This window comes from Mesorhizobium sp. AR07, from assembly GCF_024746815.1.
In the GTDB taxonomy this organism is placed as follows: Bacteria; Pseudomonadota; Alphaproteobacteria; order Rhizobiales; family Rhizobiaceae; genus Mesorhizobium.
On record NZ_CP080525.1, the window covers coordinates 4,234,493 to 4,254,601 of the forward strand.

A 20,109-nucleotide genomic window follows, 5' to 3' on the forward strand; every position below is an offset into this window, starting at 1 on the left:
ACTGTCGTTGGCCTGAAGCGATTGCCCTGCTGGCTGGACGCACCTGCTTGCTCGCTCTGCCGTTCCTGCTAAAAGGCCATCCGACAATCCGTGACGCCTCGGCTGTGGCGTCCGCCATCGACGGAGTGAAAATGTCCAAGGCCAAAGACGTCAAGAAAGTCGTGCTCGCCTATTCCGGCGGCCTCGACACATCCATCATCCTGAAATGGCTGCAGACCGAACTCGGCGCCGAAGTCGTCACCTTCACCGCCGATCTCGGCCAGGGCGGCGAACTCGAGCCGGCCCGCCGCAAGGCCGAGATGATGGGCATCAAGGACATCCGCGTCGTCGACGTGCGCGAGGAGTTCGTCTCCGACTTCGTCTTCCCGATGTTCCGCGCCAACACCGTCTATGAAGGCACCTATCTGCTCGGCACCTCGATCGCGCGGCCGCTGATCTCCAAGCATCTGGTCGAGATCGCCAGGGAGACCGGCGCCGACGCGATCGCCCACGGCGCCACCGGCAAGGGCAACGACCAGGTTCGCTTCGAGCTTTCCGCCTATGCGCTGAACCCCGACATCAAGGTCATCGCGCCATGGCGCGACTGGTCGTTCAAGTCGCGCACCGACCTGATGAACTTCGCCGAACAGCATCAGATTCCGGTGCCGAAGGACAAGAAGGGCGACGCGCCGTTCTCGGTCGACGCCAACCTGCTGCACTCGTCCTCCGAGGGCAAGGTGCTGGAGGATCCGTGGGTGGAGCCGCCGGAATTTGTCCATCAGCGCACCGTTTCGCCGATGGATGCACCGGACAAGGTCACCGAGATCGAGATCGAATTCCTCAAGGGCGATCCGATCGCGCTCAACGGCAAGAAGCTGTCGCCGGCGACGATGCTGGCGGCACTCAACGATCTTGGCCGCGACAACGGCATCGGCCGGCTCGACCTGGTCGAGAACCGCTTCGTCGGCATGAAATCGCGCGGCGTCTACGAGACGCCCGGCGGCACCATCCTCATCGCAGCCCACCGCGCCATCGAATCGATCACGCTCGACCGCGGTGCCGCCCACCTCAAGGACGAGTTCATGCCGCGCTATGCCGAGCTTATCTACAACGGCTTCTGGTTCGCGCCGGAGCGGCTGATGCTGCAGGCGATGATCGACAAGAGCCAGGAAGATGTCGAAGGCACGGTGCGGCTGAAGCTCTACAAGGGCAACGTCATGGTCACCGGCCGCAAGTCGAAGAAGACGCTTTATTCCGATGCGCTCGTCACCTTCGAGGACGACCGTGGCGCCTACGACCAGAAGGACGCCGCCGGCTTCATCCGCCTCAACGCATTGCGGCTGCGCACACTCGCCGCGCGCAACCGCAACAAGTAAGCCCGATGCATGTCGCCCAAAAGTGCAGCGGCTTTGGGACAACGACATGCATAAAAACAAGAACTTAAAGTGCGGCCTCGGTCGATATCTGGTGCCGCTGGCCCTCCTGGCGACGCCGGCGGACAGCCAGGAGTTCGACCCGACCTCTGTCGACGTGACCAAGCTGATCGAGTGCAAGGCAAGCGTCTCTACTTACAACAATTTCGCCTTCTGGATCAGCGACGGCCCAGTTGCGCTGGAAACGCTCGGCTGGAAGGAAGCCGCGTCCAACAACCTGTTTCTCAAGCAGTACGACTTGCCGGAGCCGGTTCGCGCCTTCGGGCGCCAGACAAGGTCGATCGTCTTCACCGCCACCGGGCCGATGGCGGTCCTTGACGGGATTTCGGCGCCGGATCTGGCGCATGAATTGGGAATGGTTCCAACGGTGTCGACACCCGAAAAATTCCTGGGCGAGAAAATCATCGTCGAAAGCACCGAGGATGCCAAAGGCATGAAGATCGAAACGCGCATAGCGCTCAACGTCTCGACTGTCGACTCGCATCCGGGCAAGACACTTGCCGGCTGCTCCTACGTTCTCAATGTGAAATAGAAAGCCCGGCACATGGCCGGGCTTTCCGTCGAATAGAGATTCCAGCTCTCAGTCGCCATCGATCGCCGTGGCGATGCGGGCGATGGCCTGTTGGTAGACGCTGGCGGAATTCCAGCCGGCAATGGCGCCGATATTCGACTGCGCGCTGGCACCAGCCCGCCAACCATGACCCTTGAGGAAGTTGGCGGTGGAAGCCAACGCAGTGGCCTTGTCGCGCAGGTTCCCGCTGCCGACGCCATACTTCAAGACATTTCCGGGCAGGAACTGCGTGTGGCCGATCTCGCCATGCGCGGCGCCGACCGACGAGGAACTCAACGCTCCGCGATCGACCAGCTTCAGGGCTGCAATGGCATGCGGATGAAAGAACTCCGGTCGGCGGCAATCATAGGCAAGCGTCAAGATGGCGGAGACCGTATTCTGGTTGCCCATGGCCGAACCGAAGCCAGTTTCCATGCCCCAGATGGCGAGCAACACACCCGGCGACACGCCGTAGGTCCCTTCGATATTGTCGAACAGCGCCGCGTTCGACTTCTTCAGCGAACGGCCCTTGGAAATGATCGCCGACGCGCCACGGCGTTTCATGAAATCTTCCACCGAGCCGCTGAAGGCCTTGTGAATGCCGCGGTCGACGGAAATCGTCTTGGTTGCGTAGGTGGCGCCAGCCAGAGCGGCCAGACCTTTCGGGCCGACACCTTCGGATTTGGCCTCCGCGGCGAACTCCGGCTTCCAGGCTTCGAAGCCGGCGCCGGTCTTGCCACAGCTGGCTGCGGCCTGCGCGCCCGTCGCCAGCGCAAGCACCGACACCACCGCGGCCACAAAAATCTTTCCCTTGGCAAGCAATGCCATGCTTTTCTCTCCTGATTGCCTGAATCACGTCCCGGTTGCGAATTTGCCAGCGAAACCCGCACTTGTCACTGTCTCTGCTGCAACGCAGGCGCATGCCGGGGAATTTGCCTACGATCAAGTGATTAGTGTGGCGAGGTCGAAATAGCCATGAAGACGTTGAAGTCGGCGGCCCGCTTTGGCCGTTCGGACGCGCGCGCCGCGCTGATGCGGCCGGTGGCCAGACAGATCGCCGGCCAGTTTGCGGCGAAATAGGACATGAACCCGAGCCGCAGGACCGCGCCAGCGAAAAATGGGCAACCGGTTATTCGGAAAAGATCATGTTCAAACAAACAGTCTCGATCGAATGCGGAACGCAGACCGGCGATTGGCGTTGGGCACCTGCCGCCGCGCACCTATATGCTGGCTCTGAGGGTTCGAGACCGACATGAAACTCTTCGACTGCCCGCATTGCGGCCACCGTCTCTATTTCGAGAACGCCCAGTGCCTGAACTGCTCGAGCCTCGTGCTCTACGATCCCGAGCATGCCCGCTTTGCCTTGTCGGGTGTCGACGGCATCTTCCAATGCACCAATGCCGACGAATGCGCCTGCAACTGGATGGCCGAGCCGGGACACGCTTTTTGCCGCGCCTGCGTGCTGAACCAGCTGATCCCCGATCTCTCCGTCGACGGCAATCGCCGCCGCTGGATCCGCGTCGAGGCGGCGAAGAAACGCGCCATCTATTCGCTGCTCGCCTTCGGCCTGCCGGTGGCGCCCAAGCAGAACCCTGCCGACGAGGTCGGGCTGGCCTTCGACTTCCTCGCCGACCCGATCGGCGGCGGTCCCGGTGGCGAGCGCATCCTGACCGGCCACGACAATGGCCTGATCACGCTCAACGTCGCCGAGGCCGACTCGGCCGAGCGCGAAAAGCGGCGCGTCGAGATGGGCGAGAACTATCGCACGCTGCTTGGCCATTTCCGCCACGAACTCGGCCACTACTATTGGGACCGCCTGATCCGCGACGACCGGCAAAGGCTGGAGGCTTTCCGCGCGCTGTTCGGCGACGACCGCGCCGACTACGAACAGGCGCTGAAGACCTATTATGCCAACGGCGCGCCGCCCGACTGGCAGCAAAGCCACATCTCAGCCTATGCCACCTCGCATCCATTGGAGGACTGGGCCGAAACCTGGGCCCACCACCTGCACATCACCGACACGCTGGAAATGGTCCACGCGCTGAACTTCCCGCTCGGCCGGCTGGAGACGGTGCAGGCCAACGACCTGCCGCAAGGCGACACCGGCGGCGGACTGCAGGCGGCACCATCGGAACCGGCCGCCGCACCGGAGCCTTTCGAAAAGATCCTCGCCCGCTGGCTGGTGCTGTCGGAAGCCTCCAATTCGATCAACCGCTGCATGGGCCTGCCCGACCTCTACCCCTTCGTCATTTCGGACGTCACCGCCGGCAAGCTCGCCTTCGTGCACGATCTGTTGACCGGACCGGCGTAATCATGCCGGCAGGTTGCGCCGCCCCTCACCTGCCTGCCGGCATCCTATCCCCGTATAGTGACGGGGAGAGGGGCGCTGTCATCGGCGGTTTCGCCAATCATCTGCGTCGCAAGATGGGTGTCGAGGCTGCGGCCAGCCCCTTCTCCTCGTCACTATACGGGGAGTTGAGGAGTGGTCCGCGTAGCGGACGAAAAGCCAATTGCTTGGCTTTTCGAATGACGAACGCCCGGCAGGGCGATGAGGGGCAGCGCCAACTTTGGCGATTGGTGATCTTCGTCAAAAGCCGTAGACTGGCGGGGGTCTGAGGCGATTGCCCGGCCCCGGACCTTGACTCCGCGGCCAATTTCCTGTCTACACGCCCCGAAATCCGCGACGAGTATCCCTCCGAGCAAGCCGACTAGGACGCCGAAACCTCTTTGAGGTGAAGTGCTGTAAACCGATCCTGGAGGCCAACACCCGGCAGCGCTGAGCGCCCCCGGGTGCTTTTTGGTTTTGGCTTTTGCTTGGACACTTGGCGCGAACACATTACCTCTCGGGTCGAATGAACCGAGATCGAAGGACGCAGAATGTTTGAATCGCTTCAGGAGCGTCTTGGCTCCATCCTGAACGGCCTGACTGGCCGCGGCGCGCTGTCGGAGGCGGATGTCTCGGCGGCGTTGCGCGAGGTGCGCCGTGCGCTGCTCGAGGCCGACGTGGCGCTGGAAGTGGTGCGCTCGTTCACCGACAAGGTGCGCGAGAAGGCCGTCGGCGCCGCCGTGGTCAAGTCGATCAAGCCCGGCCAGATGGTCGTCAAGATCGTCCATGACGAGCTGGTCGACATGCTCGGCGCCGAGGGCGTCGCCATCGATCTCAATGCGCCGGCGCCTGTCGTCATCATGATGGTCGGCCTGCAGGGCTCCGGCAAGACGACGACTTCGGCCAAGATCGCCAAGCGCCTTTCCGAGCGGCAGAACAAAAAGGTTCTGATGGCCTCGCTCGACACGCGGCGTCCCGCCGCGCAGGAGCAGCTCCGCCAGCTCGGCGAGCAGGTCAAGGTCGCCACGCTGCCGATCATCGACGGCCAGTCGCCGGTCGATATCGCCCGTCGCGCCGTGCAGGCGGCCAAGCTCGGCGGCCATGACGTCGTCATCCTCGACACCGCCGGCCGCACCCATATCGACGAGCCGCTGATGGTCGAGATGGCCGACATCAAGAAGGTGTCGAGCCCGCACGAAATCCTGCTGGTCGCCGACTCGCTGACCGGCCAGGACGCCGTCAACCTGGCCAAAAGCTTCGACGAGCGCGTCGGCATCACCGGCCTGGTGCTGACCCGCATGGACGGCGACGGCCGCGGCGGTGCGGCCCTTTCCATGCGTGCCGTCACCGGCAAGCCGATCAAGCTGATCGGCACCGGCGAAAAGATGGACGGGCTGGAGGAATTCCACCCCAAGCGCATCGCCGACCGCATCCTCGGCATGGGCGACATCGTCAGCCTGGTCGAAAAGGCCGCCGAGAACATCGACGCCGAGCAGGCGGCTGCGATGGCCAAGAAGATGCAGTCGGGCAAGTTCGATTTGAACGACCTTGCCGGCCAGCTTCAGCAGATGTCGAAGATGGGCGGCATGGGCGGCATCATGGGCATGATGCCCGGCATGGGCAAGATGAAGGACCAGATGGCGGCCGCCGGTCTCGACGACAAGATGTTCGGCCGCCAGCTCGCCATCATCTCGTCGATGACCAAGGCTGAGCGCGCCAATCCGGACTTGCTGAAGCACTCGCGCAAGAAGCGCATCGCCGCCGGTTCCGGCACCGACGCCGCCGAGATCAACAAGCTGTTGAAGATGCATCGCGGCATGGCCGACATGATGAAGGCGATGGGCGGCAAGGGCAAAGGCGGCGGCCTGATGCGCGGCATGATGGGCGGCCTCGCCTCCAAGATGGGCCTCGGCGGCATGATGCCGGGCATGGGCGGCATGGGCGGCGGCATGCCCGACCTGTCGAAGATGGACCCCAAGCAGCTCGAAGCCCTACAGAAGCAGGCGCAGGCATCGGGCCTCGGCGGCATGAAGGGCCTACCCGGCGGCGGTGGCCTGCCCGGGCTGCCCAATGGCATGCCCGGTTTGCCTGGCGGCATGAAACTCCCTGGCCTGCCCGGAATGGGCGGCGGGCTGCCTGGCCTTGGCAAGAAGAAGTGAGGGCGCGATGAACGAAGAAAAAGACATGGCCGATGCCCGCACCATCCTGGCCGACTATCGCGCCTCGATCGACAACATCGACGCAGCACTCATCCACATGCTGGCCGAGCGCTTCCGTTGCACCAAGGCGGTTGGCGTGCTGAAGGCGACGCATGGGCTGCCGCCGGCCGACCCGGCGCGCGAGCAGCAGCAGATCGCCCGCCTTCGCCAGCTGGCGAAGGATGCGCATCTCGACCCGGATTTCGCGGAGAAATTCCTCAACTTCGTCGTCCGCGAAGTGATCCGCCACCACGAACAGATCGCCGCCTCCAACGGCGTGATGAAAGCCGGCTGAGAAACCAGCCACCAACCAACGAAATCAGAGTTTTTAGGAGAAAAGAAATGCCCTTGAAGATCCGACTGGCCCGTGCGGGCTCGAAGAAGCGTCCTTACTACCACGTCGTCGTCGCCGACGCCCGCTCGCCGCGCGATGGCCGTTTCATCGAGTCGCTCGGCTCGTGGAACCCGCTGCTGCCCAAGGACGGCGAGCGCGTCAAGGTCGACGCCGACCGCGTCAAGCACTGGCTGTCGCACGGCGCCCAGCCGACCGACCGCGTGCTGCGCTTCCTCGACGAAGCCGGCCTTGCCAAGCGCGACGCCCGCTCCAACCCGAAGAAGGCCGAGCCGGGCAAGAAGGCGCAGGAACGCGCTTCCCTGTTGAAGAAGGCGCAGGAAGATGCCGCCGCCGCTGTCGCGGCCGCAGCAGCCGCACCGGCCGAGGCGGAAGCCGCCACCGCCGAATAAGCTTTGCCTTATCGCATCCGAGAAAACGGCGGGCCTGTGCCCGCCGTTTTGCTATTTCGACATGACTTGAAGCTGCGCGATCAATAGCCGCGCGGGCAGCGGTCGGTGTAGACGCGGCCATGACGATCCCGGTAGCGGCATTGGCCACGCTCGCTCGCCCGGCCGATCAGCGCACCGGCTATCGCGCCGGCAGCGCCGCCGACGACAGCACCTTGAACAGGATTTCCGGCCACGGCCGCGCCAATCGCAGCACCGCCAAGGCCGCCGACGGCCGCGCCTTTTTCCGTTTGCGAGCAGGCGGCGAGCGGTACCAGCAGGGCCATCAAAAGCATCATTTTCTTCATTGTTGTTCCACTCCAGTAGGAAACGCCTCCGCCGCCAAGCGAGTCTCTAACTCGCAACTCGGCGATTTGATCCGACGACACGCAAGAGGATTGTCGGCCTAAGCGTCATGCCGCGTGTCGCAGGGCCAGGGGTGCTTCTCCCTAAAGGGTGTGGACGTTAGGATGGATATCTGTATACTCGTATACGAGATTCGCTGGAGCGTTCGAATTCCATGGCAAGATTGTCTCGCCCCACTCAAGCAGGATTGCCGACCGAAGCGATCGTCATCGGCGGCGGAATCGCCGGATGCACCCTCGCCTACGAACTGGCGTCCAACGGTATCAAGACAATCGTCGTCGAGCAAAACGTCATTGCGGCGGAGTCTTCGGGGCGCAACACCGGAACGCTGCTCAGCGGCCCCCAAGCCGAGGTCGTCCAGATGCTGGATGCCTGCGTCTCGATCTACGAAGAGCTGGCCGAGGGTCCTGTTCCCTTTGAATTCGAAAGGATCGGGCATCTGCTGATCGCCGAGGATGACGAGACGTTGGAGAAAGCCGAGGCCACCGCGCTCCGCTATCGGCAGGCCGGCGTCGGCATGGAGCGGGTCACCGGGGCCGATCTGGCCAACGACAACAGGGCATTGGGGTTCAACGTTGCGGGTGGCTATTTCGTCGAGCGGGCATGGACCCTGGAGCCGATGGGAGCCACTCACGCCTTCGCCCACGCCGCGCGCCAGGCCGGCGCGGTGTTTCAGACCGGCACGCGCGTCGCCCAGATCCACGCACGCAACGGAAAAGTCCAGGGCGTGTTGACGGACCAAGGCATTCTGGCCTCGGACATGGTGTTCATCGCCAACGGACTGTGGGCCAATGACGTACTGCGCAGGACCGTTGGCGACGATCCTCCGCCAGGCCTTCCCCTCTCCGCGGGCCGCGGATGGCTCATTCAACTCGGCGCCCTTGGCTTCAGGATTCCATGGATCGTCGAGGAATTCACCTGGCCCGATCAGGAAGAGCTTGGGAAACGCATGTCACTGCGGGGCCTGGAAGATCTAGCCCGCCAACGCGACGACCAGATTGCGGTCGAAGCCATCTGCCTCAATCCGATGAAGGGAGGCGACGCCCGCCTTGGCGCCACTGTCCAGCCGGCGTTCCGGGACCTGGTGCGCAACACCGACATAGCGAGCCGGATGGCGGCGCGAACGCTTCGCATGATCGCGGGCCTCGCGGCTCCCACCATCAAGAACGTGTATCCGGGCAATCGGCCGATGTTGCCGGACGGATTGCCGGTGGCCGGGCCAACACGCATCGAAGGGCTTTTCGTGCATGGCGGGATGGGATCGATAGGCATGCATGCGGCTCCGGCCACGGCGCGTTGGCTGGTCGATGCCGTGCTGAACAAGGACGGTCAAATCACCAGGCCGTGGCTGAGCCCAAATCGCTTTGCTGGATGGGACAGCTGATGTCACGCTGCTTCCACTGGCGCTGCAAAATCTGACAGGGCTCATGCACGTCACTTTTCGCTGAGGCTTTTCAGATTGGCGAGACCGGCCTCGAAATCCTTGCCGATCAAGGTATCGAAATTCATGAACAGGCCCATCAGCTTGGCGATGAAGGGCCGGCTGCCGCGCATCGCCCAGGTGACCACCGTGTTGTCGCCAGCCGGCGTCAAGGTAAAGTCGACGCTGTTGTTGGCCCTGAACGGCTTCTCGAAATCGAGCTTGAGCGACACCAGCGAGGCCGGCACCGAATTGACGATCTCCATGCGTCCCTTGCCGGCCTTGCCATTGCTGTCCCAGGCATAGGCGGCGCCCTTGCCGCCTTCGGCGCCGGAGAGCGTGCGCTTCATCTGCGGGTCGAGCTTTTCGTAAGGCGACCATGTCTGCCAGCGGTTGAAATCGTTGATCAGCGGAAAGATCGCTTCGGGTGGCGCCTTGATGCTGGCCGAGCGGGTGGTGACGAAATCATCAGGCCGTGTCGCGGCATAGATGAGCACGGCGGCGATGATGACGACCAGGACAATGAGGATGGTGCTGAACATTTTTCTCTCCGTCGTGCTTATCGGTTGAAAGGGATCAGCGCGCGCAGCCGGGGGTCGCGCAGGTACAGGCCGCCCCACAGGATGACACCGAGATAGACGCCGAACAGCGTGTGCGAGAACAGCGGGCTGTCGAGGCGCACTTTCGTCGCGATGGCGCCGCCCATATAGGCCGTGAGCAGGATAGCGCCGAGCACCGAGGTGCGTGGCAAGACGTAGAGCGCGGTCGAGATCAGACCGATGACGCCGAGCATGCGCGCGACATTGGGATCAGCCGGCCAGCCGAGTTGCACCATCGTTTGCGTGACGATATCGAGCGGCGGCAGCTTGATGACACCGTCGAAAATCATGAACAGCACAATGACGCCGCTGAGCACACGGCCGGTCCACAGGGCGCCCCGCGAAACAGGCGCGGTTTGAGAAATGGTCATTGGTCTTCCCTCTGTGTTTCGGTTTTGACGCCGGCCTTCTTGATGAAGGTCGATCCAAGGACGCGCCGCGGGTCGATGATCCGACACGCCACGGATTCTTTTTGATGCCCGGCACCGCAGCCCATGCCGCTGTGCCGGGACCGATATCAGTTCAAAGCGTACGCAGATAAATCTCGAGGCGTGCGTAGCTCGCCATGACCATCTGGCCGAAGCCCATCTTCACCGCCATGTCGCGCGCGCCGATTGAGCTGGCGCGGATGGTCGCCACGATCCGCGTCTTGCCGCCGACATCCTCGAACAGGATGGTCGTCACCATATTGGGCGGAGGCAGGCTGTCCTGCCATTGGCTGCGATCGAGCGGCGCATCGCGATAGACGATCCGTTCCGGCGGAGCGATTTCGAGATAGACGCTGTTGGTCGGATATTCGCTGCCGTCGGCAAAACGCATGGTCAGGCGCCATTCGCCGCCCGGCCGCACATCCATCTCGCAGACCGGATAACTCGATCCTTCCGGCCCCCAGAATCGCACCAGATGGTATGGATCGGTGAACAGCTTGAACATCAGCGCGCGCGGCGCATCGAACGCCCTGGTGATGATGATCGCCGGGTCGTCGGATGGAAGTTCTATCGACTGATCTGTCATTGTCTTGCCCCTCTTTGAATCACCCTGCCTGCTTCAGTTATGGCTGCCGTCGGGATCTCCCTTCTGCAGAGCCTGCAGATAGGTTTCGAGCCGGTCGAACCGGGCGTCCCACAACGCGCGATAGGATTCCAACCACTCGTCGATCTCACGCAATGGCTCTGGCTGCAGGCGGCGCGGCCGAAACTGCGCGTCGCGGCCGCGCGCCACCAGACCCGCGCGCTCCAGCACCTTGAGATGCTTCGACACCGCCGGAAAGCTCATGGCGAAAGGCTCAGCCAGTTCGGTCACCGAAGCCTCGCCGAGCGACAGCCGCGCCAGAATGGCGCGCCGCGTCGGATCGGCAAGCGCGGCCAGGGTCAGGCTGAGGCTGTCGGTTGTCATTACTTATCAAACCAAATGGTTACGTAACCTTATGGTTTAATACTGAACATGAAACAGCGCGTCAAGCCCCCTATGGGATTGGGAATGTCCTGCGCGACACGCCGGTCCGAACGCCAACCGGACCAATGCATGTCGCGCAAAAGTGGCCCCCGGTTTTGTGAGAACGACATGCATGGAAACAAAGATCCAAAGCGCGTCGCCTGAATCCGTTCAAACGCGACGCGCTTTGGGACCTGCCTATGAGAAATAAAACTTTTCGGCTGGCAGCATTTTCGGTGGCGTCTCGCCCAGCGCTTCGAACACCGAGATTTCGCAGACACGGCAGAGACCATCGAGGGCGAGGTCGTTGGCTTCGGTGCCGAACGGGTCCTCGAGCTCTTCCGAAAGCGCGTCGAGGCCGAAGAAGGTGTAGGCGATCAGCGCCGTGAACAGAGGCGTCGCCCAACCGGTGCTCGAGATCAGGCCGATGGGCAGGAGCAGGCAGACGATGTAGGCCGTACGATGCACCAAAAGCGTATAGGCGAAGGGCAAGGGCGTGCCGGCGATGCGCTCGCAGCCGGCCTGGATGGCGGTGATCGACGCCAGCCTTTCATCGAGAATGCGAAAGCCGATCGGATCGACCTCGCCGGCCCGGCGCTGCGCGTTGGCGCGCCGGCCCATGCGCCTGACCATCTCGTCCGCCGGGTTGGCGAAGGTGGCGGCCGTATCCGCCTCGGCCTCGATGAAGGCGCGGGCGTCTTTCACGCTGTCGATCTTGCGCAACTGGCCGCGCAGGAAATGACAGAAGGCCAGCGCCTCCATCAGCAAGGCACGCTGTTCGGCCGGATCGGCAATCAGGCTGGTGGTGGCACGCGCCAGATTGCGGATTTCGAAGACCAGCGTGCCCCACAGCTTGCGCGCCTCCCACCAGCGGTCGTAGGCGGCGTTGTTGCGGAAGGAGAGATAGATCGACAATGTCACGCCGACCAGACCGAAAGGCGTGATGTTGAAGACGCTGAAATCGAGATGGAACCGGCGCGCCACGGCAAGGATGACCGCCGAATAAAGCGCAAAACCCAGGATCTGCGGCAGGATGCGTGGCACCACCGAACCGCGCATGACGAAGAACAGCTGCAGGAAGGTGGGGCGCGGGCGAACGATCATCGAAAAGCCTCTCACGGACCGCACTGGTCCTCAGCCTCTCTAATGTGCGATGCGACAGGCCGGCAAGCCCAGCCGTCAGCGACATCGCCATGTCGTGCGTGCAGCGCGTGCTGGCTATCTCGCCGGTCGCGGATATCCTGGAGCTTGCGGGCAATGGCCCATTCTGGACGAGAGAAATAAATGACGGGCGAGACCGATCTGAAGACTCTGCTGGCGACGATGACGCCGGAATTGCTGGCCGGCACCTATGTCTTCGTCACACTGGCGCCTGGCGTGCCTGTTGCCGAGAATCTCGAACCGGTGATGATCTTTCGCGAGCGCGAAGGCGTGACACTGATCGTGACCGAGGATGCGGCAAGGGAAGCGGGGCTGACCGCTTCATTTCGTTGCCGGATGGTGACGCTGAACATCCATTCGTCGCTGGAAGCCGTCGGCTTCCTCGCCGCGATCACCACGCGCCTGGCCACCGCCGGCATGGGCGTCAACCCGGTCTCGGCTTTTTATCACGACCATCTGTTCGTCCCCGCCGAGCGGGCAGAGGAAGCGCTGGAGCTGCTGCGCCGGCTGGCGACGGACAGCGCCGGCTGAATCAGCGCCTGCGGACATAGAGGATGTCAGGCAGGCCTTCCTCGTTGCTGGTGCCGTCGCCAAAACCCTCGGCAATGAATCCATGGCGCTCGTAGAAGCGCCGTGCGCCGGTGTTGGCCTGGAAGCAATGCAGCTTGACCACCGGCAAGATCGCGGTCGCGTCAATCAGCAATCGACTGCCGATGCCTTGTCCCGTCCAGGCCGGATCGAGATAGAGCTGCTCCACCCATTCGCCGCTGACGGCAATGAAGCCGATAATCTTCTGGCCAGCCTCGGTGACCGTCACCTGCTGCCGTGGCAGTACGATGTCGCGGATGAAGGCAAGGTCCTCGTCCGGCGTATGGATGACTGGCATCCAGTCGAACGAGCCAAGCGCCGCCCGCATCATCCTTGCGATGGCACCTGCATCCGAACCGATGGCCGGACGCAACGCAACCTCGGCGCTATCGCTCATAAACGTTCCTTAACAGAGACCGGCGCCGCCCCTCATCCCCCTGCCGGGACCTTCTCCCCTTGAACGGGGAGAAGAGAGCTAGCGGCCAAGGGCCGAGCCCGCGACCGCGGGCCGCCGGTCGTCCGGCGCCCCCCGCGGAGGGCCCGCCGCGGCAGCGGCGATACGGCCCGTGAGCGAAACTCAAATCGGCCGAAGGCCGAGCCCGTGAGCGAAAACTATGCCGCCTTCTTCTTCGGCTGGATCAGGCCGCGCTCGACCAGCAGCTCTGCGATCTGCACCGCGTTGAGCGCCGCGCCCTTGCGCAGATTGTCGGAGACGATCCACATCGACAGGCCGTTGTCGATGGTCGAATCCTCGCGGATGCGCGAGATGAAGGTGGCGTCCTCGCCGGCCGATTCCAGTGGCGTGATGTAGCCGCCGTCCTCGCGCTTGTCCAAGACCTGGCAGCCCGGCGCCTCGCGCAGGATGTCGCGCGCCTCGTCGGCGGTGATCGGCTTTTCGAACTCGATGTTGACCGCTTCCGAATGGCCGATGAACACCGGTACGCGCACGCAGGTCGCCGTCAGCTTGATCTTGGGGTCGAGCATCTTCTTGGTCTCGGCGACCATCTTCCACTCTTCCTTGGTCGAGCCGTCGTCGAGGAAGACGTCGATATGCGGAATGACGTTGAAGGCGATGCGCTTGGTGAACTTCTTGACCTCGACGCCATCGGCGACGAACACGGCCCGCGTCTGCGTGAACAGCTCGTCCATGCCTTCCTTGCCGGCGCCCGACACCGACTGGTAGGTGGCGACGACCACGCGCTTGATGGTGGCGAAATCGTGCAGCGGCTTCAGCGCCACCACCAGCTGCGCCGTCGAGCAGTTCGGGTTGGCGATGATGTTCTTGCGCGTGAACAGCGAGATCGCATCCGGGTTCACTTCCGGCACGATCAGCGGCACATCCTGATCGTAGCGGAAGGCCGACGAATTATCGATGACGACGCAGCCCTGCTTGCCGATCTTCGGCGACCATTCCTTGGAGACATTGCCGCCGGCCGACATGATGCAGATGTCGGTGTCGGAAAAATCATACTGGTCGAGCGTCCTGACCTTCAGCGTGCGGTCGCCGAACGACACTTCGGTGCCCTGGCTGCGCCGCGAGGCCAGTGCCACCACTTCGCTCACCGGAAAGCCGCGCTCTTCGAGTATGTTAAGCATTTCCCGGCCCACATTGCCCGTGGCGCCGACGATCGCAATCTTGAAACTCATCAGAAATCTCCTGTCCCTCTCCGCTCGGTTTTTGGAGAAAACCCGCCGGCCGATGCGGGTTTCAACCCCCGGGCCGGACCCGGGAGAGGGTGGTTAGGCCAAGGGAATCAGACCGTTTTGGTGGTCGTTTTGCCAGTTTTGGCCAAGAACATGGTTTTGCTGGAACGAGGAGACGCGACGACGCGCCCGGCCCAATGATTTGCATCGTGGCCAGGGAAATCGAATGCAAGAACCGCCATCAAAAGGCCGCGCATCGAAACTGTCCTGTTCGGTGCCGGCTTTTACGCGGTTTGCGTCAAGAGTCAATTGCCGCGCCGTGGGCCGATCGCTTGAAGTTGAGTTTGCTGGCTGCCAGTTCTGGAGCGCCGCACTGCCCCTCACCTGCCTGCCGGCATCCTCTCCCCGTATAGTGACGGGGAGAGGGACGCGGTCGTCAGCGGTTTCGCCAATTGTCTGCGTTGCGGAAAAGATGCCGGCGTTGCAACTGCCCCCTTCTCCCCGTCACTATACGGGGAGAAGTGCCCGGCAGGGCGATGAGGGGCGGCGCCCAGTTCAACGATTGGCTGGCCTCGGCGAGCCGCTTGCCCTGTACAATAGCGGCCGCAAGAAGTACGAACGGCCAAGATTGTTTGGCTGGCGCGGAGTCAGCCCCGGCACGTGCTTCATGACGAGCGCAGACCCCGAATTCCGAAAGAGTAAGATGTCCAACTTCGAAGCTATTGTTCCAGCGCTTGCCAGGGCGCTGGAAAAACGCGGCTATTCCGAACTGACGCCGGTGCAGAAGGCGGTTCTGGCCCCCGAACTCGGGCAGGCCGATGCGCTGGTGTCGGCGCAGACCGGCTCCGGCAAGACGGTGGCCTTCGGTCTCGCCTTGGCGCCGACCCTGCTGGGCGAGGCGGAGCGCTTCGGCCACGCCGCGGCGCCGCTGGCGCTGGCGGTGGCGCCGACGCGCGAACTGGCGCTGCAGGTGACGCGCGAGCTGGAATGGCTCTACGAGCTGACCGGCGCCACGGTGGCGTCCTGCGTCGGCGGCATGGACATGCGCAGCGAGCGGCGTGTGCTGGAGCGCGGCGCCCACATCGTTGTCGGCACGCCCGGCCGGCTGCGCGACCACATCACGCGGCATTCGCTCGACATGTCGGCGCTCAAGGCCGTGGTGCTGGACGAGGCCGACGAGATGCTCGATCTCGGTTTTCGCGAGGACCTCGAATTCATCCTCGACGCCGCACCGGCCGAGCGCCGCACGCTGATGTTCTCGGCCACCGTGCCGCGCTCCATCGCCACGCTCGCCCAGGGCTATCAGCACAATGCCGTGCGCATCTCGGCCGCCGGCGAGGAAAAGCAGCATCTCGACATCGAATACCGGGCGCTGAGCGTGACCCAGGCCGATCGCGAAAACGCCATCATCAACGTGCTGCGTTTCTATGAGGCCAAGAACGCGCTGGTGTTCTGCAACACCCGCGCCGCCGTCAACCATCTGACCGCGCGCTTCAACAACCGCAATTTCTCGGTCGTCGCACTGTCGGGCGAACTCAGCCAGAACGAACGCAGCCATGCTTTGCAGGCGATGCGCGATGGCCGCGCCAAGGTGTGTATCGCCACCGACGTGGCGGCGCGCGGCATCGACCTGCCCAATCTCGAGCTGGTGATCCATGCCGACCTGCCGACCAATCCGGAGACGCTGCTGCACCGCAGCGGCCGCACCGGCCGCGCCGGCCGCAAGGGCGTCAGCGCGCTGATCGTGCCCAACAGCGCCCGCAAGCGCACCGAGCGGCTGTTGCAGAACGCCGGGCTCAAGGCGACATGGGCAAGCCCGCCTTCGGCTGACGACGTGCTGCGCCGCGACGACGAGCGCGTCCTGGCCGACCCCGCCTTCAGCGAGCCGGTGAAGGACGAGGAGCGCGGCTTCATCGGAGAGCTTCTCGACAAGCATGGCGCCGAACAGGTGGCCGCCGCCTTCGTGCGCCTGTGCCGGTCCAGCCGCTCGGCGCCCGAGGATCTCATGGAAATCGCGCCGTTCACGCCATCGCGTGAAAAACCGGCGGGCGAAAATTTTACGCGCCGGGATGAAGCGCCCAGCCGCCGCGACGATTTCGGCGCCAGCGTCTGGTTCTCGCTGTCGGTCGGACGCCGGCAGAATGCCGAGCCGCGCTGGCTGATCCCGATGCTGTGCCGCGCCGGCAGCATCAGCAAGCGCGAGATCGGCGCCATCAAGATGCAGCCGGAAGAGACCTTCGTGCAGATCGCGGCGGACTGGGCCGACCGCTTCGTGGCGGCGATCGGTCCCGACCGCAAAGTGCAAAACAACATCGTCGTGAAGCGGCTCGACGGCACGCCCGATTTGTCGCGGGCCGGCTATCAGCCGCCAAGCCCGGACAAGAAGCCGCATCGCGGCAAGGCGCCGTTCGACCCCAACACGCCAAAGCCGAAATTCGAGAAGCGTGCACCGGCGGCATCCGACCAGCGCCCGCCGGCCGCGCATGAGGCAAAACCGTGGGCCAAAAAGCCGGGCAAGCCGAAATTCGACAACACCGGCGCGCCGAAGCACAAGAAGGCGAAGAAGCGGCCAGCCTAGTTCCGCAGTGAGCGTCGGCAGGCCTTTCGGCGGCAGATCGCAAACCTAAAGGATTTGTTCTGTAGCGATCCTTCCCACCCCCCTCTGTCCTGCCGGACATCTCCCCCGCAAGGGGGGAGATTGGATGTCACGACTGCTTTCGCCTATCCTCAACGTCGAAGAAAAAGCGCCATCAGAGCAAACTGCTAATCTCCCCACTTGCGGGGGAGATGTCCGGCAGGACAGAGGGGGGTGCTGTCCCGCCGACATCACATAAACTTCTGCACCGCCGCAGCGTTCCAAATATCTCGGATTCCAGGATCTCCGCGCGCCGCTTCGCGTTCGCTCCGCCCGGGATGACGAAGGATATGGCCACCGCATTTTCGCGGGTGCCCCTTGCGATCTGCCGGAACTTTGAACAGTCTGGGTCGGGCGCGAATGACAGGCGGGGGCAGGATATGCGCGGCGAAGTGCTTCACTATGACGAGGACCAAGGCTTCGGCTTCATCACCGGAGCCGACGGCAATCGCTACACCTTCACCCGCGAGAACCTGCGCCGGGTGACCGCCATGCCCAAGGGCACGGCCGTCGAGTTCCAGGCGGGCGGCGGCCAGGCGCGCGATGTCTTTTCGATCGCCGCCCAGACGGCCACCCCGGCCGCCGACGCCAGCGCGAACGCCGCACCGGCTCAGGCCAGCAATGCCGTGGGCGCAACCCAGGCGCAGCATTTCGGCCGTTCTCCCGAGCCGGCCGAACCCACCGATTTGTGGGGTTATTTCTGGCGCGCCCTGACGCGGAACTACTTCAATTTCGCCGGCCGCGCCCGGCGCAAGGAATATTGGGGCTATTTCCTGTTCTGGGTGGTCTCGCTGCTGATCATCGGCGGCATCGGCCTGTTCGCCGACAGCGAAATGGGCAATTTCGACAGCAGCGTGTCGGCGGCGGTGACCGTTGGCCTGTGCGGCGCCTTCCTGCTGGCGACCCTCCTGCCCAGCCTCGGCATGACCGTCCGCCGCATCCACGACATCGGCTTGTCGGGCTGGCTTTACTTGCTGGTCTTCATCCCGACCATCGGCAGCCTGATCATCCTGGTGTTCGCGCTGATCCCGACGCAGGCCAGGGAAAACCAGTGGGGACCGGTGCCGGCAGGCGTCAAGGTGTAACTAAGACGTGCGTATTGCAATCGTGAGCAACCCTGAGTAGTATTTGCGCGACGCAATGTGAAAGGGCAGGGCATGCGCGGCACGGTGTTCCACTACGACCAGGATCAGGACTACGGTTACATCAACGGAATCGACGGCAAGCGCTATATCTTTGCCGGTAGCGATCTGACCCAGGAAGTGACCCTCGTCAGGGGCACTCTTGTCGAGTTCCAACCAGGCGACGGCACAGCGCATGGCATAGTCGCCGCCCCAGCCGCGCCATCGTCAAGCGCCGGTCGGCCACGGCAGCCTGGCGGTATTGCCGAAAACCGGCCTGCCCGTTCCACAGGACTGTGGGCCTACTTCTGCCGCGCGGTGATCGCGGACTATTGCAATTTCAACGGACGCGCCCGCCGCAAGGAATTTTGGGCGTTCTGGCTATTCTCCACCCTCGGGATAGTCGCGCTTTTCGGCTTCGGAGTACTCGTTGACCTGGCTATCAACGGCTTCGGCGTCAACGCGGACAGGACACAGATAGGGTTCCTACCCGTCTTGATTTTCGTTTTGGGATTAATCCTGCCATGGATTGCGCTTATCGTGCGGCGTATTCACGACGCCGGCCGGAGCGGCTGGTTTGCGCTACTCTGCTTCACCCCAGCCACCGGTGCCGTGGCCTTTCTGATCTTCGGGCTCATCCCGTCTCAGGTGGGCGAAAACCGCTGGGGACCTATGCCGGCAGGAGTCAGGATTTAGACTAGCCCAGGAACTTGGCGATGATCGCATCGCCCATCTCGACGGTGCCGACCTCGGTCATGCCCTCGGACAGGATGTCCTTTGTCCGCAGGCCTTCGTCGAGCACGGCGGCGATCGCGGCTTCCACACGGTCGGCTTCATCAACCATGCCGAAGGAATAGCGCAGGCACATGGCGAAGGAGGCGATCATGGCGATCGGGTTGGCGATGCCCTTGCCGGCGATATCAGGCGCCGAGCCGTGCACGGGTTCATAGAGCGCCTTGCGCTTCTTGGTCTTCGCGTCCGGTGCGCCGAGCGAGGCCGAGGGCAGCATGCCGATCGAGCCGGTCAGCATGGCGGCGATGTCGGACAGCATGTCGCCGAACAGATTGTCGGTGACGATGACGTCGAACTGTTTTGGCCAGCGCACCAGCTGCATGCCGCCGGCATCGGCCAGCATGTGGTCGAGCTTGACGTCGGAATAGCGCGCCTTGTGGGTCTGGGTGACGACCTCGTTCCACAGCACGCCCGACTTCATGACGTTGCGCTTTTCCATCGAGGTGACGTGGTTCTTGCGTGTGCGCGCCAGCTCGAACGCGACGCCCGAGATGCGCTCGATCTCGAACGTGTCGTAGACCTGGGTGTCGATGCCGCGCTTCTGGCCGTTGCCGAGATCGATGATCTGCTTGGGCTCGCCGAAATAGACGCCGCCGGTCAGCTCGCGCACGATCAGGATGTCGAGGCCTTCGACCACTTCCTGCTTGAGCGAGGACGATGCCGCGAGCGCCGGATAGCAGATGGCGGGGCGCAGATTGGCGAACAGCTCCATGTCTTTGCGCAGCCGCAGCAGGCCGGCCTCCGGGCGCACCTCGTAAGGCACGGCATCCCATTTCGGCCCGCCGACGGCGCCGAACAGCACCGCGTCGGCGGCCATCGCCTTTTCCATGTCGGCATCGGAAATCGCCGCGCCATGCGCATCGTAGGCGCAGCCGCCGACCAGGCCGTCCTCGGTGGCAAAGCCGCTGCCGAGCTTGTCGTTCATGGCTGATATCAGCTTCTTGACCTCGGCCATCGCCTCCGGACCGATGCCGTCGCCGGCGAGCAGGAAAAGATGCTTCGTTGCCATGGAAAACCGTCCCGGAAAGATTTGAACCGCGGCCTTGCTAAACGCCAAGCGCCCGGCGCGCAAGGGGAGAGCGC

At 63.5% G+C, this 20,109-nt stretch carries 21 protein-coding genes; 11 read left to right on the top strand and 10 right to left on the bottom strand.

Annotation, left to right across the window (positions count from 1 at the left end; all coding sequences use genetic code 11):
* Positions 1–131: 131 nt before the first annotated feature.
* Both BPNPMPFG_RS21565 and BPNPMPFG_RS21570 read left to right on the top strand, forming a co-directional pair.
* The gene (locus BPNPMPFG_RS21565) at positions 132–1,355 is read left to right on the top strand and encodes an argininosuccinate synthase (RefSeq protein ID WP_258590688.1); all 1,224 of its coding nucleotides are present in this window, start codon (positions 132–134) and stop codon (positions 1,353–1,355) included.
* Positions 1,356–1,401: 46 nt separating this feature from the next.
* Positions 1,402–1,944, top strand: coding sequence for a hypothetical protein (locus BPNPMPFG_RS21570; RefSeq protein ID WP_258590689.1), 543 nt, complete (start codon positions 1,402–1,404; stop codon positions 1,942–1,944).
* Between the two features lie 48 nt (positions 1,945–1,992).
* On the opposite strand, the gene BPNPMPFG_RS21575 is transcribed toward BPNPMPFG_RS21570, so the two are convergent.
* Positions 1,993–2,790, bottom strand: coding sequence for a lytic murein transglycosylase (locus tag BPNPMPFG_RS21575; protein ID WP_258590690.1), 798 nt, complete (start codon positions 2,788–2,790; stop codon positions 1,993–1,995).
* Positions 2,791–3,214: 424 nt separating this feature from the next.
* Between BPNPMPFG_RS21575 and BPNPMPFG_RS21580 the strand changes: the two genes are divergently transcribed.
* From BPNPMPFG_RS21580 to rpsP, 4 genes are all read left to right on the top strand, one after another.
* Positions 3,215–4,273 (top strand): zinc-binding metallopeptidase family protein, encoded by a 1,059-nt coding sequence (locus BPNPMPFG_RS21580; RefSeq protein WP_258590691.1) that lies wholly within the window; start codon positions 3,215–3,217, stop codon positions 4,271–4,273.
* Between the two features lie 566 nt (positions 4,274–4,839).
* On the top strand, positions 4,840–6,447 hold the full coding sequence (gene ffh, locus BPNPMPFG_RS21585) for a signal recognition particle protein (protein WP_258590692.1): 1,608 nt from the start codon (positions 4,840–4,842) through the stop codon (positions 6,445–6,447).
* 7 nt (positions 6,448–6,454) lie between these two features.
* Entirely contained in the window at positions 6,455–6,781 is a 327-nt protein-coding gene (locus BPNPMPFG_RS21590) for a chorismate mutase (protein ID WP_111544094.1), read from the top strand.
* A 47-nt stretch (positions 6,782–6,828) separates the two neighbouring features.
* A complete protein-coding gene (gene rpsP, locus BPNPMPFG_RS21595; RefSeq protein ID WP_258590693.1) occupies positions 6,829–7,230 on the top strand; it encodes a 30S ribosomal protein S16 in 402 nt (133 codons plus the stop codon).
* Between the two features lie 80 nt (positions 7,231–7,310).
* On the opposite strand, the gene BPNPMPFG_RS21600 is transcribed toward rpsP, so the two are convergent.
* Positions 7,311–7,574, bottom strand: a complete 264-nt coding sequence (locus BPNPMPFG_RS21600) for a YMGG-like glycine zipper-containing protein (RefSeq protein ID WP_258590694.1) — start codon at positions 7,572–7,574, stop codon at positions 7,311–7,313.
* Positions 7,575–7,819: 245 nt separating this feature from the next.
* Between BPNPMPFG_RS21600 and BPNPMPFG_RS21605 the strand changes: the two genes are divergently transcribed.
* On the top strand, positions 7,820–9,016 hold the full coding sequence (locus tag BPNPMPFG_RS21605; protein ID WP_258590695.1) for an NAD(P)/FAD-dependent oxidoreductase: 1,197 nt from the start codon (positions 7,820–7,822) through the stop codon (positions 9,014–9,016).
* A gap of 50 nt (positions 9,017–9,066) precedes the next feature.
* Here BPNPMPFG_RS21605 and BPNPMPFG_RS21610 read toward each other — a convergent pair whose 3' ends face one another.
* The 5 genes from BPNPMPFG_RS21610 to BPNPMPFG_RS21630 form a co-directional block, all read right to left on the bottom strand.
* On the bottom strand, positions 9,067–9,594 hold the full coding sequence (locus BPNPMPFG_RS21610) for an SRPBCC family protein (RefSeq protein WP_258590696.1): 528 nt from the start codon (positions 9,592–9,594) through the stop codon (positions 9,067–9,069).
* A 17-nt stretch (positions 9,595–9,611) separates the two neighbouring features.
* On the bottom strand, positions 9,612–10,022 hold the full coding sequence (locus BPNPMPFG_RS21615; RefSeq protein WP_258590697.1) for a DoxX family protein: 411 nt from the start codon (positions 10,020–10,022) through the stop codon (positions 9,612–9,614).
* Positions 10,023–10,173: 151 nt separating this feature from the next.
* Positions 10,174–10,665 carry an SRPBCC domain-containing protein gene (locus tag BPNPMPFG_RS21620; RefSeq protein ID WP_258590698.1) on the bottom strand — a complete coding sequence of 164 codons (492 nt, stop codon included), beginning with the start codon at positions 10,663–10,665 and terminating at the stop codon, positions 10,174–10,176.
* 33 nt (positions 10,666–10,698) lie between these two features.
* Positions 10,699–11,046: an ArsR/SmtB family transcription factor gene (locus BPNPMPFG_RS21625; RefSeq protein ID WP_258590699.1), complete on the bottom strand. Its 348-nt coding sequence runs from the start codon at positions 11,044–11,046 to the stop codon at positions 10,699–10,701.
* 237 nt (positions 11,047–11,283) lie between these two features.
* Positions 11,284–12,189: a bestrophin family protein gene (locus tag BPNPMPFG_RS21630; RefSeq protein ID WP_258590700.1), complete on the bottom strand. Its 906-nt coding sequence runs from the start codon at positions 12,187–12,189 to the stop codon at positions 11,284–11,286.
* A 180-nt stretch (positions 12,190–12,369) separates the two neighbouring features.
* On the opposite strand from BPNPMPFG_RS21630, the gene BPNPMPFG_RS21635 reads away from it, so the two are divergent.
* Positions 12,370–12,777 (top strand): ACT domain-containing protein, encoded by a 408-nt coding sequence (locus BPNPMPFG_RS21635; protein ID WP_258590701.1) that lies wholly within the window; start codon positions 12,370–12,372, stop codon positions 12,775–12,777.
* Between the two features lies 1 nt (position 12,778).
* Here BPNPMPFG_RS21635 and BPNPMPFG_RS21640 read toward each other — a convergent pair whose 3' ends face one another.
* Entirely contained in the window at positions 12,779–13,231 is a 453-nt protein-coding gene (locus tag BPNPMPFG_RS21640; RefSeq protein WP_258590702.1) for a GNAT family N-acetyltransferase, read from the bottom strand.
* A gap of 215 nt (positions 13,232–13,446) precedes the next feature.
* Positions 13,447–14,481: an aspartate-semialdehyde dehydrogenase gene (locus tag BPNPMPFG_RS21645; RefSeq protein ID WP_258590703.1), complete on the bottom strand. Its 1,035-nt coding sequence runs from the start codon at positions 14,479–14,481 to the stop codon at positions 13,447–13,449.
* Positions 14,482–15,181: 700 nt separating this feature from the next.
* Here BPNPMPFG_RS21645 and BPNPMPFG_RS21650 point away from each other — a divergent pair.
* The 3 genes from BPNPMPFG_RS21650 to BPNPMPFG_RS21660 all read left to right on the top strand — a co-directional run bounded on the left by BPNPMPFG_RS21650 (position 15,182) and on the right by BPNPMPFG_RS21660 (position 18,930).
* Positions 15,182–17,056 carry a DEAD/DEAH box helicase gene (locus tag BPNPMPFG_RS21650; protein ID WP_258590704.1) on the top strand — a complete coding sequence of 625 codons (1,875 nt, stop codon included), beginning with the start codon at positions 15,182–15,184 and terminating at the stop codon, positions 17,054–17,056.
* A gap of 437 nt (positions 17,057–17,493) precedes the next feature.
* On the top strand, positions 17,494–18,198 hold the full coding sequence (locus BPNPMPFG_RS21655; protein WP_258590705.1) for a DUF805 domain-containing protein: 705 nt from the start codon (positions 17,494–17,496) through the stop codon (positions 18,196–18,198).
* A 72-nt stretch (positions 18,199–18,270) separates the two neighbouring features.
* Complete coding sequence (locus tag BPNPMPFG_RS21660; protein WP_258590706.1) at positions 18,271–18,930, top strand: DUF805 domain-containing protein; 660 nt, start codon at positions 18,271–18,273, stop codon at positions 18,928–18,930.
* A 1-nt stretch (position 18,931) separates the two neighbouring features.
* Here the strand turns inward: BPNPMPFG_RS21660 and leuB are convergent, their stop codons facing one another.
* Positions 18,932–20,035 carry a 3-isopropylmalate dehydrogenase gene (leuB, locus tag BPNPMPFG_RS21665; protein WP_258590707.1) on the bottom strand — a complete coding sequence of 368 codons (1,104 nt, stop codon included), beginning with the start codon at positions 20,033–20,035 and terminating at the stop codon, positions 18,932–18,934.
* Between the last annotated feature and the right edge of the window lie 74 nt (positions 20,036–20,109).

What these genes read in the sequence shown, in the direction of transcription:
- BPNPMPFG_RS21570 (WP_258590689.1), top strand. Translation starts at nt 1,402, where the DNA reads ATGCATAAAAACAAGAACTTAAAGTGCGGCCTCGGTCGATATCTGGTG.
- BPNPMPFG_RS21580 (WP_258590691.1), top strand. Translation starts at nt 3,215, where the DNA reads ATGAAACTCTTCGACTGCCCGCATTGCGGCCACCGTCTCTATTTCGAG.
- BPNPMPFG_RS21635 (WP_258590701.1), top strand. Translation starts at nt 12,370, where the DNA reads ATGACGGGCGAGACCGATCTGAAGACTCTGCTGGCGACGATGACGCCG.
- BPNPMPFG_RS21575 (WP_258590690.1), bottom strand. Translation starts at nt 2,790, where the DNA reads ATGGCATTGCTTGCCAAGGGAAAGATTTTTGTGGCCGCGGTGGTGTCG.
- BPNPMPFG_RS21625 (WP_258590699.1), bottom strand. Translation starts at nt 11,046, where the DNA reads ATGACAACCGACAGCCTCAGCCTGACCCTGGCCGCGCTTGCCGATCCG.
- BPNPMPFG_RS21590 (WP_111544094.1), top strand. Translation starts at nt 6,455, where the DNA reads ATGAACGAAGAAAAAGACATGGCCGATGCCCGCACCATCCTGGCCGAC.
- BPNPMPFG_RS21630 (WP_258590700.1), bottom strand. Translation starts at nt 12,189, where the DNA reads ATGATCGTTCGCCCGCGCCCCACCTTCCTGCAGCTGTTCTTCGTCATG.
- leuB (WP_258590707.1), bottom strand. Translation starts at nt 20,035, where the DNA reads ATGGCAACGAAGCATCTTTTCCTGCTCGCCGGCGACGGCATCGGTCCG.
- BPNPMPFG_RS21610 (WP_258590696.1), bottom strand. Translation starts at nt 9,594, where the DNA reads ATGTTCAGCACCATCCTCATTGTCCTGGTCGTCATCATCGCCGCCGTG.
- ffh (WP_258590692.1), top strand. Translation starts at nt 4,840, where the DNA reads ATGTTTGAATCGCTTCAGGAGCGTCTTGGCTCCATCCTGAACGGCCTG.
- BPNPMPFG_RS21655 (WP_258590705.1), top strand. Translation starts at nt 17,494, where the DNA reads ATGCGCGGCGAAGTGCTTCACTATGACGAGGACCAAGGCTTCGGCTTC.
- BPNPMPFG_RS21660 (WP_258590706.1), top strand. Translation starts at nt 18,271, where the DNA reads ATGCGCGGCACGGTGTTCCACTACGACCAGGATCAGGACTACGGTTAC.
- BPNPMPFG_RS21650 (WP_258590704.1), top strand. Translation starts at nt 15,182, where the DNA reads ATGTCCAACTTCGAAGCTATTGTTCCAGCGCTTGCCAGGGCGCTGGAA.
- BPNPMPFG_RS21600 (WP_258590694.1), bottom strand. Translation starts at nt 7,574, where the DNA reads ATGAAGAAAATGATGCTTTTGATGGCCCTGCTGGTACCGCTCGCCGCC.
- BPNPMPFG_RS21620 (WP_258590698.1), bottom strand. Translation starts at nt 10,665, where the DNA reads ATGACAGATCAGTCGATAGAACTTCCATCCGACGACCCGGCGATCATC.
- BPNPMPFG_RS21615 (WP_258590697.1), bottom strand. Translation starts at nt 10,022, where the DNA reads ATGACCATTTCTCAAACCGCGCCTGTTTCGCGGGGCGCCCTGTGGACC.
- BPNPMPFG_RS21565 (WP_258590688.1), top strand. Translation starts at nt 132, where the DNA reads ATGTCCAAGGCCAAAGACGTCAAGAAAGTCGTGCTCGCCTATTCCGGC.
- BPNPMPFG_RS21645 (WP_258590703.1), bottom strand. Translation starts at nt 14,481, where the DNA reads ATGAGTTTCAAGATTGCGATCGTCGGCGCCACGGGCAATGTGGGCCGG.
- BPNPMPFG_RS21640 (WP_258590702.1), bottom strand. Translation starts at nt 13,231, where the DNA reads ATGAGCGATAGCGCCGAGGTTGCGTTGCGTCCGGCCATCGGTTCGGAT.
- rpsP (WP_258590693.1), top strand. Translation starts at nt 6,829, where the DNA reads ATGCCCTTGAAGATCCGACTGGCCCGTGCGGGCTCGAAGAAGCGTCCT.